This window comes from Rhizobium sp. CSW-27 (assembly GCF_018760785.1).
GTDB lineage: Bacteria > Pseudomonadota > Alphaproteobacteria > Rhizobiales > Rhizobiaceae > Neorhizobium.
Genome location: NZ_JAHHZO010000018.1, coordinates 17,241 through 31,446, shown reverse-complemented (window position 1 = coordinate 31,446; position 14,206 = coordinate 17,241). Strand labels below are relative to the sequence as shown.

Sequence of the window (14,206 nt, the reverse complement as noted above, 5' to 3'; positions counted from 1 at the left end):
ATCACTTCGGCAGCGGCGCCACGACACCCTTGACGTGCCAGTCCATCGCGACGATCTCGCCATCGGCCATGGTCTTGCCGGCGGCAACGCCGACGCTGCCATCCGCCTTGGTGATCGGCCCGGTGAAGGGCGAGAAGCTGCCGGCGGCGATCTTGGCTTCGACATCCTTGATCTTGGCCATGGTGTCGGCCGGGATGGCCGGGTTCCAGTCGACCACTTCGACAACCTTGTCTGCCACGCCGAGGAAGGCATTCGCACCCTTGAACTTGCCCGCCAGATGCGCATCCACCTGTGCCTTGAAGTAGGGCGACCAATCGGTGGCCACGCAGCCGAGATAGGTCTTGGGCGCGTATTTCTTCATCGAGGAATTAAGGTTGAAGCCATAGACGCCCTGCTCCTCGCACAGCGAGATGACGGAGGGCGTATCCTGCGCGTTGGAGAAGATCACGTCGCATTTCTGCGCGATCAGCGCCTTGGCCGCTTCCTGTTCCTTGGCCGGATCGAACCACGAATTGACCCAGACCACGGAGATCTCGATGTTCGGATTGACCGCCTGGGCGCCAAGCGCAAACGCATTGATGGAGGTGATCAGTTCCGGGATGGCGAAGGCCGAGACGGAGCCGAGCTTGCCGGTCTTGGACAGCGCTGCAGCTGCCATGCCCATCAGGTAGGTACCCTGGAAATACTTGGCGGCAAAAGGCGAGAAGTTCGGCGCGACCTGGAAGCCGGAGGCGTGCAGCACGGAGACCTTCGGGTTGCGGCGGGCGATCTGCAGGGCGCCGTTCTGGTAGCCGAAGGAGCCGGCGACGAGGAAATGGTTTCCGTCGGCCACCGTCTTGTTCATGATGCGGTCGGCATCCGGGCCTTCCGCGATGTTTTCCAGTACGGTGATCTTCACCTTGTCGCCATAGGCGGCCTTCACCGGCTCAAGGCCGGCCTTCAGTGCATGGCCCCAGCCCACGTCACCGATCGGCGAGGGCACGACGAGGGCGATGCCGAGCGGTTCGGCAGCGGTGGCGAGACGGCTGCCAAGCGTTGCCGCAACGCCGGTCGCTGCGGCGCTCTTCATCAGGTGTCTGCGTGTGATCGAATAGGACATTCCTGTTCCCCTGTTTTGTGAACGTCTCAGAATTGAACCGTGGCGAGGGCGGCTTCCGCCTCCGCCGCAAGCTTTGCCTCGTCAAGGCCCGGAAACTCGCCCTTCCTCCAGACGATACGGCCGTTGATCATCGTCATGTCGGTCGCCATCCCGACACCGACCTTGGCGAGCAGGCTCAAGGGGTCGTGGCGGGTGCCGACATAATCCATGCGGCGGGTGTCGATCGCGAAGAGATCGGCGGCCAGGCCGGGCGCAAGCCGGCCGATATCGGCGCGGCCGAGCAGCGAGGCACCGCCCGTCGTCGCATAGGCGAGGAAGGCGGCAGGCTCCGGCACCGGATGGCTGCGGGTGGCGGCCACGAGGCATTGCAGCATGTAGCCGGAATGGATGCAGTGCATCAGGTTGGAATTGTCGTTGGAGGCAGCGCCATCGCAGCCAAGGCCGATGCGCAGGTTGAGTGCTGCCATGGCCGGAATGTCCGTCACCTCCGCGCCGACCAGATAGACCGGCTCCGGACAATGGGAGAGGCCGGTGCCATCCGCCGCCATGCGGGCAAGCTCCGCATGCGAGAGCTCCCAGCCATGCGCGTAGAAGGCATCCGGCCCGGCAAAGCCCATCTCGGCGCAGTAATCCACGGTGCGCATGCCGTGCCGTGCGGCAATCACCGGGCTTTCCCCTTCGCCGACATGGGTATGCATCATCACGCCACGATCACGGGCAAGGGCGACGCTCTCCACGAAGGTCTCGCGGTAGCAGTTCACCGGCTGGCAGGGAGCGACCACCACCTGGCGCATACTGAAGCGGCCGGCGTCGTGATAGGTATCGATCACGCGGGCGCAATCGGCGATGAACTCGTCCGTCGTCTCCAGCATCTCGTCCGGAATGGTCGAGCCTTCGGATTTCGGCAGCGTATTGCCGCCCCGGCCGGCGTGAAAGCGCATGCCGAGCAGGTCTGCCGCCTCGAACTGGCGGTCGATCAGTCGCTTCCCGGCATGGCGCGGAAAGCAGTACTGGTGATCGAAGGCGGTTGTGCAGCCATGCTTGATCAGTTCGGCCATCGCCGTCAGCGAGGAGTGGTAGAAGCAGTCTTCGTTCAGCCGCGAAAACACCGGATAGATGCGGTCCAGCCATTCGATGACGGACAGCTTCGTCCAGTCGAGATCGGCGCGGTTGCGCACGAAGGTCTGGAAGAAATGGTGGTGGGTGTTGACGAGGCCCGGATAGACGAACCAACCGGAAGCGTCGATCACCTCGGCGCCGGCGGCTTCCTCCGTTGCCGAAAGGTTCGGCCCGATGGCAAGGATTGCCGGACCCTTGGTCAGAAGGTCGACATGACGCAGAACCGTCTGCCCGGTGCCGTCATCAACGATCACCGCATCGGCGCCGCGCAGCAGATATTTTGTCGGTTGGGTGACCATGTCAGGCAGGCTCCCCTTCCGCGCCATGCACGGGTTCCGGCTTCAGCTCGTGCAGGCGGTGGATGCCCGGCATCTCGATGAAACCCGGCAGCGCACGGATGGCCCGCAGCCACAGGCGGATCGACGGATAGGGATCGAGCGAGACGCTGCCATCGGGTGCCAGCGCCACATAGGGGAAGCAGGCGATATCCGCGATCGTCGGCCGGCCGGCCACAAGGAAGTCCTCTCCGTGCAGGCGCTGCGCGAACAGGGCCGCCTCCAGTTCCCGCAGCGCCGCAATGCCGGCAGCCTGCAGGGCGGCCAGATCGCCGGGACGCAGCAGCATTTCGCAGAGGCGTGCGCCGCCGAGGCTTGCCGTCAGCCGCTGCGCGAAGGAAAGCCACTGCTCGGTGCGGGCGGCCTCGGCGGCCGTGTCGCGGCCCAGCCAGTCCGGGGAGGTGAGGCTTGCCAGATAGACGAGCATGGCAGCACTTTCCGTCAGGCGCAGCTCGCCATCTTCCAGGATCGGGATCGAGCCGGCCGGGTTAAGCGCAAGAAGCTCAGGTTTGCGATGTTCGCCGCCCGGATGGAAATCCACCGCGCGCAGCTCCAGAGGAATGCCGAGAAGGGCTGCCAGCAGGCGCACCTTGTAGCAGCTCGGCGATAGGATGTAGTCGTAAAGCTTCATTGCGCCACCAGTTGCGCGCCATAGGTATAATTGTGCCGCTTCAGCCAGCGCCGATACGCGACGGAGGTGAGGTCGGCGCGGGTGGGAATTTCCATGCCCGGATCGAGCGGCAGGCGGCGCGGGATCTGGTTTTCCAGAATCGAGCGGTCCTGCAGGAAGATCATCTGCTGGAAATGGATGAGATCGGTCATCGGCGTAACGTCGTCATAGAGCGCCATCCACGGCCAGACGTCGCAGAGTTCCTCGGTTAGCGGCTGCACGAACAGGGTAATGACATCCCATTCGCCGGGGCGTGCGGGACAAGTCTTGTAGAGCACGGAACAGGTCGGCGCCGGCACCCGGTACATGTAATCGGTGGTGATGCCGCCGGAGGCGGACTTTGCGGCCTGCGGCTGGTAGAATCTCACCTTGGTCGCCCAGACCTCGTCTTCCTTCTCGCGGATTTCCACCTCGTAGCGCTCCACCTCCGTATGCGGTTCGGCGCCGAGGATGTCGGTATGGACGAACGGGAAATGGGCGATGTCGAGAAAGTTCTCGACCGCCCGCAGCGGCGAGCAGCGCACCCGCACGACGCCCACTTCCACCAGACGCCGGCCTGGCTGATCGGCTTCCGGAATGGCGAACAGCGGCCTCGTCGGCTGTCCGAGCGAGGTCCACACATGGCCGTGGCCGACAACGACCGGCAGCGCCCGGCCATCGGCTGTCTCGACGGCAACCGCGCCGCCGGGCGTTTCACGCAGGCGGATCTGTTCGCCCATCAGCATGGTCTGCTGCCCGCCGGCATCCACCTTGCTGCGCAGACCCACCGGATACCACTCGTCGCGCATCGCACCGGTCGTCATGCTGCAGCCTCCGTGGCGAGCGCCGTTTCCGCTGTCCGTCGCAGCGCTTCAGTGGCACTGGAGATGGCCAGGCGCTCTTCGAGCGTTGCATCCGACGGGGCCAGCACATGCACCATGCTCGTACCGTCCGGCTGCGGGGCGCAAAGCAGGATGACGGATAGACCGGCAAGCTCGCCCTGCATGGATCCGTCAGCGCTCGCCCGCCCGTTGAGCGCAACGAGGATGGCTGTCGGTGCCGCAGCAAAGGCAAGGCTGCGAAGGGGAGTGTGATGGGAGAACCGCGGCGGCTGCGATTCCGTCTGCGCCAGCGCCAGCCACACCACGCCGCCGGTTTCGCAAACCGTTGCCGTTGCGACGCGGATCGCGGCAGGCGGCTCGAGGTCCGGATGGGCGGGAATGCGCAGACAGTGGCCGTCCTGGCTGTAGCTCCAGCCGTGATAGATGCAGGAAAGCGCCTCCCCGCGCACGAACCCGTGCGAGAGCCGCATGCCGCGATGCGGACAGCGGTCGGCGGACATGGAAAGCCTGCCGCTCGCGCTGCGCCAGAGTGCCATCGGACCGCTTGGCGTCTGCAGGGGAATGACGGTCGCCGGTGGTATGTCAGACGACAGCGCTACCGGCATCCATCCTGACGATCCTGTTGATTGCATGGAGATTTCGTCCCGTCCTCTGCCGTGTGCCGCGAACCCTCGCCGGGTACGGAACACGGTCATCTACGGGTTGACTATGCATATTTTATTGGCACAGGCAATCGTGGTTAGAAAATAGGCTGTGCGAAATTTCCCCCTGAATTACAGGGGTCAGGGCAGGGATGTCTTGCCGTGCCGGAACGAAGGCCGCGCCTGGTCCATCGCCAGCTTCTGCGGGCACGGCATCGCGCTGTCAGCCCTTTGTGACTCCGGCGTGCCGTGCGCCCCCTATCAGGGGCCATGGAACAGTTATCATTGTTCGCCGCCCCTGCCTTCAGAGCCGCCGGCGGCGGCAATGAGGCTCAGCATCCGCTTCTGCGCATGGGTCGGGCGCCAGTTCTGCCGGTAGGTCAGCCCGATCGGACGCAGCAGGTGATCGGTCGGAAAGGCAAGCGAGGCCATCAGTCCGCGATCGCATTCGGGTTGAGACTGGTGGCGTGACAGGCAGCCGAGATGCTGCCCGTCAGTCACCAGTTCGCGCATCAACAGCAGCGACCCCGACTCGATGATGCGGGCGGGCGGCGGATGGCCGGTGGCGGTGAACAGGGTTTCGAACTGGCTGCGGGTCGGCGTGCCGGCGCGCGGGACCACCCAGGGATAGGCGAGCAGATCATTGACCGAGATGTCGCGTCGACCGGCCAGGGGATGGTCGGGACCTGAGAGCAGGGCCAGCCGATCGTCGAACAGACGTTCCTGCGTGATGTCGCCGATCGGGGCGGGGTCGCGCAGGGCGCCGATCAGGAAGTCGATCGCCCCCCGTCTCAGCCCGCCCAGGAGTTCGTCATAGGGACCGTCCAGAACGCGCACCGGATAGGTGGGTCTTTCACGGCGGAAGAGGCTCAGCGCATGCGGCAGGAGGACCGATCGCGCCAGCGGCATGGCGCCGATCACCACGCAGCCGGCTTCGCCGCCACTGAAATCCGCAAGTTCGGCCTCCGCCTGATCGAACTCGCAGATCGCCAGACGCGCCGCCTGCACCAGGGCCTGACAGAGCCGCGTGGGCAGAATGCCGAAGGAGGTGCGTTCGAACAGGCTGCGCGCCGCCTGCTGCTCTACCTGGGTTACGGCGCGGTGGACCGTCGGCTGGGCAAGGCCCAGCCTGCGGGCGGCCAGGGTGAAGTTCTCGCATTCGCCAACGGCGATCAGTGCCTGCAGTTGCGCATAGGTGAGCGTGATCTTCAATCGCGGGGACAGTTCGTCGATCACCGGATCGAGCAGCGCGAAGGCGCTGTCCACCCGGTGCTGCAGAAGCTGGCCGCGGGCGGTGAGAAAGAAGCCGTGACGGCTTCGGTCGAAAAGCGGCCCGCCCGCTTCGCGCTCCAGCTTGGCGATTGCCTGTGTCACGGCGGGCTGCGAAATGTGCCAGATCCCGGAGGCGGCGGTCAGCGTCCGCAGGCTGGCGACGGCGCAAAACAGGCGCAGATGACGCAGGTTCCGGGAGATCATAGACGCTCGATCACCCGGTCAGCCCGTGCCGCGAGATCCTCCGCGCCGGGGTCGAGATCGAGCCCGGCGAGGCAGTGCTGCCATTCCACGGTGCTCCGGCTCATCCAGTCCGGCAGGCCGAAGGCCGTCAGCATGGCGCAGACCTCTTCCATTTCGGCGGCGCGACGCCCGCCATGCACCAGCATTCGTTCCAGATTGTAGGCGCCCCGCCGGCGCCAGTCGATGCCGGGATCGGAAGCCTGCAGCGAGGCGATGACGGCCTCCTCCACCCCGGCGCGCCGTGCCGCCAGCAGGCATTCACTGGTCAGGGCCTCCAGTCCCTTGACGATGATCGAGCGCAGCATCTTGATGCTCGATGCGTCCCCCACACGCTCCCCCGCTACCTCGGGCCGCATGCCAAGCTGCAACAGCAACTGGCGGGCGCCCTTCGCATGTGGTCCCGCCAGAAGAACCGGCACCTCGTGGCGTTTCGGATAAACCGGCGCCATGATCGCCATGTCCACATAGCGGCCGCCGGCTGCCGCGATCACCTCCGCGGCCTTCTGCTTGGTCTGCGGCGCACAGGAATTGCCATCCAGCCAAAGCGCCCCGGTGGCGAGTGAGGCGGCGCACGCCTTCGCGGCATCAAGCGCCTGGTCGGCCGTGACGAGGCAGAAGATGAGTTCGGCACCGGCTAGCGCAGGGCCGGGCGAGGCATGGCCTTCCACTCCCGCCTGCCGGCAGCGGTCGCGGACGAGTGTACCGTCCTCCATCAGCTTACAGTCATAAGCGCGGATCGCCGCGGTGCCCGGATTGTGCCAGTGGACGGCGATCGCATGTGACGCCTCGCCGAAGCCGACAAAGGCGATGGCGGGAAAATTGCCTGCGGACTCAGTCATCGGGTTCCTCCTTCCGATGGCCGCAACATTGCCAAACTGCGGCAGGCTTTTCCATGCTCTATAGCATCAACTTATGGTCGCCGCCTGCCTTTCGATTTGATTTGCCCTCCGCTGCGGCGCATGCCTTGCACGACAAAAAAAGCGAGGAGACATGGCCATGTCCAGGGAGAATCCGGCGGCGAAGACCGCTCTTGTCATCAGCGCCCATGCGGCCGATTTCGTCTGGCGTTGCGGCGGCGCCATCGCGCTGCATGCCGCCAAGGGTTATCAGGTCACGGTGGTGTGCCTGTCCTTCGGCGAGCGCGGCGAGTCCGCGAAGCTCTGGAAGCAGCCGGGCATGACGCTGGAACGGGTGAAGGCTGCTCGCCGCAGCGAGGCGGAAAAGGCCGCACAGGCGCTCGGTGTCCATAACCTGATCAGCTTCGATCTCGGCGATTATCCGCTGCGGCTGACCGACGAAGACAAGTACCGGCTGGTCGATGTGATCCGCGACGTGCAGCCGGCCTTCATGCTCAGTCACTCGCAATATGATCCCTACAATACCGACCACATGTATGCGACGCAGGTGGCGCTGGAAGCGCGGATGATCGCACAGGCCTGGGGCCACAAGCCGGGCCAGAAGGTGCTGGGCGCGCCGCAGCTCTATCTGTTCGAACCGCACCAGACCGAGCAGATGGGCTGGAAGCCGGACGTGTTCCTCGACATCACCCCCGTATGGGACAGCAAGCGCGCCGCCATCGAATGCATGGAGGGCCAGGAGCATCTGTGGGATTACTATACCCGTGTTGCCGAAAACCGTGCCAACCACTTCATGCGCAATTCGGGCGGCCAGTCCGGCGGTCGGCAGGCGAAATATGCCGAAGGCTTCCAGGCGATCTTTCCGCGCACGGTGGACGAGCTTTAGGCATCACGGACAGGCCGGCCCCGGCAGGCCGGCGATCTGGCTAAGAGGGAGGAGCCCGCATGTCGCAGCCGTCCAATCCGTCTTTCGATATCGCCCATCTGGGGCATGTCGAAATGTTCACCGACCGGTTCGAGGACAGTCTCGATTTCTTCGTCCGCATCTACGGCCTGAAGCTCTCCGGGCAGGATGAGACCTCTGCCTATCTGCGGGCCTGGGACGATTACGAATACTGCACGCTGAAGCTGACGCGTGCGGCGACCACCGGCGTCGGCCATATCGGTTATCGCGCCGCAAGCCCGGAGGCGCTGGCGCGCCGCGTGGCGGCGATCGAGGCCTCGGATTATACGGTGCATGGCTGGGTCGAGGGGGACCAGAGCCACGGCCGGGCCTTCCGCTTCGAGGACCCCTTCGGCCACATCTTCGAGATCTACTGGGAGACACGCTGGTATGCTCCGCAGGAGGAGGCGGAGCGCGCCGCGCTGAAGAACACGGCCTCGGCCTTTTCCGGCGCCGCGCCGCGCCGCATCGACCATCTCAATCTTCTGAGTTCCGACGTGCGGGAGTTCCGTCGCTTCATGGAAACCTGCCTTGGCTCGCGCGTTACGGAGATGATCCAGCTCGACAATGGCCGCATCGGCGGCTGCTGGTTCACCGTTAACAACAAGACCTATGACCTTGCCTGCACCGAAGAGCATGGCGGCGGCAATGGCCGCCTGCACCATGTCACCTATGCGACGGATCAGCGCGAGGACATCCTGCGCGCTGCCGACATTTTTCTGCAGAACGGCGTGCACATCGAAACCGGACCGCACAAGCATGCGATCCAGGGCACCTTCTTCCTCTATGTCTGGGAGCCGGCCGGCAATCGCGTCGAACTTGCCAATGCCGGGGCGCGGCTGATCCTTGCACCCGACTGGGAACCGATTGTCTGGACCGAAACGGAGCGGCGCAAGGGCCAGGCCTGGGGCCTGAAAACCATCGAAACCTTCCACACGCACGGCACGCCGCCGGTGAAAAAGGAGCATTGATATGGGCGTGGTTGTTCAGAAGATCGAACGCGCGGCGGCCAGCGTCATCGATGGCCTTGCGGCGGCAGGCGTTGCCACCGTTCACGAGGCGCAGGGCCGCAGGGGCATGCTGTCAAGCGCCATGCGGCCGATCTATGCCGGCGCCCAGATCGCCGGCTCCGCCGTCACCATTTCGGCGCCGCCCGGCGACAACTGGATGGTGCATGTGGCGATCGAGCAGCTTAAGCCGGGCGACATCCTGGTTCTGGCTCCGACCAGCCCCTGCGACAACGGCTATTTCGGCGATCTGCTGGCCACCTCCGCCAAGGCGCGCGGCTGCCGCGGCCTGGTCATCGATGCCGGCGTTCGCGACATCCGCGACCTGACCGCGATGGGTTTTCCCGTCTGGTCGAAGGCTGTTTCCGCGCAGGGCACTGTCAAGGAAACGCTGGGCTCCGTGAATGTGCCCGTCGTCTGCGCCGGAGCCCATGTCGAGGCCGGCGACGTCATCGTCGCCGATGACGATGGCGTCTGCGTCGTGCGGCGCCTGGAGGCGGAGGTGGTGCTGGAGGCGGCGCAGAAACGGCTTGCCAACGAGGAGATGAAGCGCCGGCGTCTTGCCGCCGGGGAGCTCGGGCTCGACATCTACAACATGCGCCCGGCACTCGAAGCCAAGGGGCTGAAATATGTCTGAGGGCATCCGCTGCCTGTGGATGCGTGGCGGCACATCCAAGGGCGCCTATTTCCTGAAGGAGGATCTGCCGGCGGACCCGGCCGACCGCGACGATCTGTTGCTACGGATCATGGGCTCGCCCGATCCGCGCCAGATCGACGGCATTGGCGGGGCAGATCCCCTGACCTCGAAGGTCGCGGTATTGTCTGCGCCGAGCCGGCCGGATGCCGACGTGGACTATCTGTTCCTGCAGGTCTTTGTCGACAAGGCGCAGGTCAGCGACGCGCAGGGCTGCGGCAACATTCTCGCCGGCGTCGGCCCGGCGGCGATCGAGCGCGGTCTCGTTGCGGCTTCCGGGGACGTGACCGAGGTGCGCATCCATATGGTCAACACCGGCGAGGTTGCGGTGGCGCGTGTTGCGACACCCGGCGGGCGGGTGGATTATGCCGGCGACACGCAGATTGCCGGCGTGCCGGGCTGCGGTGCCGCGGTGCCGCTGCTGTTCATGAACACGGCCGGCTCCATGTGCGGCGCACTGTTGCCGACCGGCAGGGTCGTGGACGTGATCGATGGCGTGGAAGCCACGCTGATCGACAACGGAATGCCCTGCGTCATCCTGCGTGCCTCGGATTTCGGCCTGAGCGGCGCGGAGAGCCGTGAGGCGCTGGAGGCGGACGAGACGCTGAAAGGGCAGATCGAGGCCCTGCGCCTGAAGGCCGGGCTGATGATGAACCTCGGCGACGTGACGACCGCTTCGGTGCCGAAGATGACACTCGTTTCCGCGCCAAGGGCCGGCGGAGCGATTGCCACGCGCAGCTTCATTCCGCATCGCGTGCACGCTTCGGTCGGCGTCTTTGCCGCCATCACGGTCGCGACCGCCACGCGGATTGCCGGCAGCCCGGCTGAAGCCCTGGCCGTGCAGCCGCCGGACGGGCGCTATCTGGTGGAACATCCGACCGGCGCCATGGAGGTCTTCCTCGACATCGCCGACGACGGAACGCTGCTGGGCGCAGGCTCGGTGCGCACCGCCCGCAAGCTGTTCGACGGATGGGTGTTTCCACGCTGAACTGCCGGGCTGTTTGGCGACAGTCGCGGTGGAACTGCGCAGAGGTTCGGCGTCCGGACCGGCATCAGGAGGGGTAACGAGACCATGCCGGCGCCCCCGCTCGCAGGGCCGCCAGCAGTGGCAGAATGGCGTCCCTTCCACGTCGTCCGTCGCAGGCTCCCGTGAGGCTTGCGTTGTGAATCGAAGAGCTGCGGGACCGGAGCCAACCGGATGGCTGCGGCTGCCGGTCGCTGCTGCCTCTCGTTCAGACGAGATAGCGCCTGAACCAGGCGATGGTCCGCTCCCAGGCGAGCTTTGCTGCTGCCTCGTCGTAGCGTGGCGTGGAATCGTTATGGAAGCCGTGGTTCACGCCGGGATAGATATAGGCCTCATACGTCTTCTGATTTGCCTTCAGCGCTGCCTCATAGGCCGGCCAGCCCTCGTTGATGCGGGTGTCCAGCTCCGCATAGTGAATGAGAAGCGGCGCCTTGATGCGCGCCACGTCTTCGGCGCGCGGCTGGCGGCCATAGAAGGGAACGGCTGCGGCAAGTTCCGGATAGGCAACGGCCGCGGCATTGGCCACCCCGCCGCCATAGCAGAACCCGGTTATGCCAACCCTGCCGGTCGACTGCGAATGGGCCATCAGGAATTCCACCGCCGCGAAGAAATCATTCATCAGCTTCTGCGGATCGACCTGAGCCTGCAGTTCGCGTCCCTTGTCGTCATTGCCGGGATAGCCGCCGACGGAGGTGAGCCCGTCCGGTGCAAGCGCGATGAAGCCTTCCTTTGCCACGCGCCGCGCGACATCCTCGATATAGGGGTTGAGCCCGCGATTTTCATGGACAACGACCACCGCCGGGGCCTTTCCCTCCAGCCTTGCAGGCCTGACCAGATAGGCGCGCACCTGGCCGTTACCCTTTTCGGAGGCGTAGGTGATGTATTCCGCAACGATGTCGGGATCGGTGACCTCCACCTGCTGTGCCAGCGCGTAATCCGGAGAAAGCTGCGCCACCAGCGCTGCGGCCGTCATACCGCCCACCGCGAACTTCGCGGCGCGGTCAAGAAACTCGCGCTTGGTGATCCTCCCATGCGCGTAGAAGTCGTAAAGCTCCAGAAGCTCCTGCGGAAAATCCCTGGCCGTCAGTCTCGTCATCGTCGTCTCCCTCCAGACATTGCGCGTATAACAGCACAGGATTCGGATGCGCGTGCAGAAGGGATCTCTTTTATAAGCGGAGAGGCAATCACGTTTGCGTCACCTGCGAGATGCCGGCCCGTGCTCAGGCCAGCGGCAGGCGAACCGTCTGCAGCAGGCCGCCGGTCGGACGATTGGCGATCTCGATGTCGCCACCGAAGCGGTTGACGATTTCCTTGGCGATGGCAAGCCCGAGGCCGGCGCCCGGAGCGGTCTTGCGCCGGGCCGGATCGACGCGGAAGAAGGGCTCGAAGACCTGGCCGAGCAGATCCTCGGGAATGCCGGGACCGGCGTCGACAATCGTCAGGATGGCATCTGTGGCGCTCGTGTCGAGGGTCCAGTGGGCACCGCCGCCATGGGTGGCGGCATTGATGACAAGGTTGCGCAGTGCCCGCTTCAGCGCCATGGGATGCGCGAGAACCGTTGCCTGTCCCAGATGGTCGAGGCAGACGGAGAAGCCGATCCTGGCGAGCTCCTCGGTGATCAGGCCCACCATCAGGTCGAGACGGATCAGTTCCGGCCCCGCATCGCTGGTTTCTTCCCGTACCAGCCCGATGGCGCTGTCGGCAATCGAATCCAGTTCCTCAAGGTCCGACAGCCATTTTTCGCGCTCCTCGTCGCTCGAAATGAATTCCGCACGCAGCCGCATGCGGGTCATCGGCGTGCGCAGATCATGGCCGGCCGCCGCCACCAGCCGCATGCGGCTTTCCAGCGCGCTGCGCAGGCGGGCGCTCAGCCGGTTCAGGGCACGGGCAGTGGCCCGCACCTCGCGGCTACCCTCCTCCGGGATCTGGGGCAGTCGTCCGTCCTGCCCGATACGTTCGGCGGCCCCTTCCAGAAGCTCCAGCGGCCGGGTGATCTTGGAGGCGATGAAGAAGGAGATGGCGAGGCTGCCGAGCACGATCAGCAGCATCCAGCCGCCGAGGATATAGGGCCAGTCGGAGGGCGGCGCCCGGTGGGGAATGCGGAAGACGGCCCATTCGCCATCCGGCGTGCGAACGCTGGCCATCATCGGAGGCGTGCCGCTGGTCTTGTTGACCAGGGCCTGCATGTGAATGCCGTCCTGCCTCAGCATGTCGAGCAGCGCGTCCGTCAGACGCTCGTGGTACTGACCCTCCGGCGGTCGGCTTTCCAGATCCGCGCCCGCGGCAATCGCGCCGTCCCGATCCGTTGTGATGAGCGCCAGCGTCAGCCGCATCTGCGATACGACCGGGGTCAGGATCTCGCGCGCATCCGGCGGTTCCAGCACCCGGCTCGCGGCAAAGGTGGCAAGTCCCACCACGGAGACGATGGACAGGACGAGAAGGGCGGCAATGCGGTGGTAGAGGGATTTCATCGCGCAGCCGCAAGGGTTCGGACCGTCACCGTCAGCTGATAGCCTCCGTTGCGCACGGTCTTGAAGATCATCGTTTCGGTGTGCTCGTTGAGCTTTCGACGCAGCCTGCTGATCAGAACGTCGATCGAGCGGTCCATCGGGTCGCGGTTGCGGCCCTGCGTCAGGTCCAGCAGCTGGTCACGCGACAGAAGCCGGCCGGGGCGTTCGAGAAACACCTGCAGGAGGTCGAATTCGGCGCCCGTCAGATCCAGCTGTGCCCCGCTCTCGTGGCGCACCAGCCGCAGGGCGGGATCGGCCTCGAAGCCCTCGAAGAAGTAGAGGCGCGCAGCCGCCGGGCTTTCCGGCGCATGCGTCATGCGCCGTAGGATTGCCTTGATGCGGGCCAGCAGCTCGCGTGGGTTGAAAGGCTTGCCGAGATAATCGTCGGCGCCGATCTCCAGCCCGATGATCCGGTCGACGTCTTCCTTGAGTGCGGTCAGCAGGATGATGGCAAGCGACGGGTGCCGTTCCCTCAGCATGCGGCAGATGTCGAGCCCGGATCCATCCGGCAACATCACGTCGAGAACCACAAGGTCGGGCCGGCTGGCGGCGACCATCGCCTCGCATTCCTTCCGGTCCGCGGCCACGGTGACGCGCATGCCCTGCTCGCCCAGATAGCGCGACAGCAAAGAGCGGATTTCACGGTCGTCATCGACGATCAGGATGTGGCCGCTGCCATTCATGGGATGTCCTTTCCTCTCCGCCGCCTCTGCCTAGCCGATCGGCGGAATGGACGTTCAGAAAAATTGTAACCCAATGTTTCTCGCAGGACCGCGGAAACATTCTGTTACAAAAATCCCGATCCACAACATGTTCGGACACAAACAGCCCAAACTCGGAAACGGGAGGCTTGTAAGACAGGGCCAGTAACCGGCTGGGGCGGGCATGCCACGGTGATGGCGCCGGTCCTTTGCTTTCTGGTGCCGGACGGGACGGGAACGATCCTTGTTGTCCCCTCGGCGCATTCTCTT

At 65.1% G+C, this 14,206-nt stretch carries 14 protein-coding genes; 4 read left to right on the top strand and 10 right to left on the bottom strand.

Features of this window, described 5'->3' with window-relative positions; genetic code table 11:
* Position 1: 1 nt before the first annotated feature.
* The 7 genes from KLP42_RS23375 to KLP42_RS23345 all read right to left on the bottom strand — a co-directional run bounded on the left by KLP42_RS23375 (position 2) and on the right by KLP42_RS23345 (position 7,039).
* Positions 2–1,099 carry a BMP family ABC transporter substrate-binding protein gene (locus KLP42_RS23375; RefSeq protein ID WP_215570084.1) on the bottom strand — a complete coding sequence of 366 codons (1,098 nt, stop codon included), beginning with the start codon at positions 1,097–1,099 and terminating at the stop codon, positions 2–4.
* Between the two features lie 26 nt (positions 1,100–1,125).
* The gene (locus KLP42_RS23370) at positions 1,126–2,517 is read right to left on the bottom strand and encodes an amidohydrolase (protein ID WP_215570083.1); all 1,392 of its coding nucleotides are present in this window, start codon (positions 2,515–2,517) and stop codon (positions 1,126–1,128) included.
* Between the two features lies 1 nt (position 2,518).
* Positions 2,519–3,184, bottom strand: a complete 666-nt coding sequence (locus tag KLP42_RS23365; protein WP_215570082.1) for a glutathione S-transferase family protein — start codon at positions 3,182–3,184, stop codon at positions 2,519–2,521.
* Positions 3,181–4,026, bottom strand: a complete 846-nt coding sequence (locus KLP42_RS23360) for an aromatic ring-hydroxylating oxygenase subunit alpha (protein ID WP_215570081.1) — start codon at positions 4,024–4,026, stop codon at positions 3,181–3,183. Before KLP42_RS23360 ends, KLP42_RS23365 begins: the two co-directional genes overlap by 4 nt.
* Positions 4,023–4,676, bottom strand: a complete 654-nt coding sequence (locus KLP42_RS23355; protein WP_502941344.1) for a Rieske 2Fe-2S domain-containing protein — start codon at positions 4,674–4,676, stop codon at positions 4,023–4,025. The genes KLP42_RS23360 and KLP42_RS23355 overlap by 4 nt, the downstream gene beginning before the upstream one ends.
* Before the next feature lie 291 nt (positions 4,677–4,967).
* The gene (locus KLP42_RS23350) at positions 4,968–6,161 is read right to left on the bottom strand and encodes a LysR family transcriptional regulator (protein ID WP_215570079.1); all 1,194 of its coding nucleotides are present in this window, start codon (positions 6,159–6,161) and stop codon (positions 4,968–4,970) included.
* Positions 6,158–7,039 carry a DUF1932 domain-containing protein gene (locus KLP42_RS23345; protein WP_215570078.1) on the bottom strand — a complete coding sequence of 294 codons (882 nt, stop codon included), beginning with the start codon at positions 7,037–7,039 and terminating at the stop codon, positions 6,158–6,160. The genes KLP42_RS23350 and KLP42_RS23345 overlap by 4 nt, the downstream gene beginning before the upstream one ends.
* A gap of 157 nt (positions 7,040–7,196) precedes the next feature.
* Here KLP42_RS23345 and KLP42_RS23340 point away from each other — a divergent pair, with 157 nt between their 5' ends.
* Genes KLP42_RS23340 through KLP42_RS23325 form a run of 4 tightly spaced genes read left to right on the top strand, consistent with a single transcriptional unit; the run spans position 7,197 to position 10,689 of the window.
* Positions 7,197–7,943, top strand: a complete 747-nt coding sequence (locus tag KLP42_RS23340; protein ID WP_215570076.1) for a PIG-L deacetylase family protein — start codon at positions 7,197–7,199, stop codon at positions 7,941–7,943.
* A 59-nt stretch (positions 7,944–8,002) separates the two neighbouring features.
* A complete protein-coding gene (locus tag KLP42_RS23335; protein ID WP_215570074.1) occupies positions 8,003–8,971 on the top strand; it encodes a VOC family protein in 969 nt (322 codons plus the stop codon).
* 1 nt (position 8,972) lies between these two features.
* Entirely contained in the window at positions 8,973–9,644 is a 672-nt protein-coding gene (locus tag KLP42_RS23330; protein WP_215570072.1) for a 4-carboxy-4-hydroxy-2-oxoadipate aldolase/oxaloacetate decarboxylase, read from the top strand.
* Positions 9,637–10,689: a 4-oxalomesaconate tautomerase gene (locus KLP42_RS23325; protein WP_215570070.1), complete on the top strand. Its 1,053-nt coding sequence runs from the start codon at positions 9,637–9,639 to the stop codon at positions 10,687–10,689. Before KLP42_RS23330 ends, KLP42_RS23325 begins: the two co-directional genes overlap by 8 nt.
* A gap of 244 nt (positions 10,690–10,933) precedes the next feature.
* Here the strand turns inward: KLP42_RS23325 and yghX are convergent, their stop codons facing one another.
* The 3 genes from yghX to KLP42_RS23310 all read right to left on the bottom strand — a co-directional run bounded on the left by yghX (position 10,934) and on the right by KLP42_RS23310 (position 13,918).
* Complete coding sequence (yghX, locus tag KLP42_RS23320) at positions 10,934–11,821, bottom strand: YghX family hydrolase (protein ID WP_215570068.1); 888 nt, start codon at positions 11,819–11,821, stop codon at positions 10,934–10,936.
* Positions 11,822–11,945: 124 nt separating this feature from the next.
* On the bottom strand, positions 11,946–13,196 hold the full coding sequence (locus KLP42_RS23315) for an ATP-binding protein (RefSeq protein ID WP_215570066.1): 1,251 nt from the start codon (positions 13,194–13,196) through the stop codon (positions 11,946–11,948).
* Positions 13,193–13,918: a response regulator gene (locus KLP42_RS23310; protein WP_215570063.1), complete on the bottom strand. Its 726-nt coding sequence runs from the start codon at positions 13,916–13,918 to the stop codon at positions 13,193–13,195. The genes KLP42_RS23315 and KLP42_RS23310 overlap by 4 nt, the downstream gene beginning before the upstream one ends.
* Between the last annotated feature and the right edge of the window lie 288 nt (positions 13,919–14,206).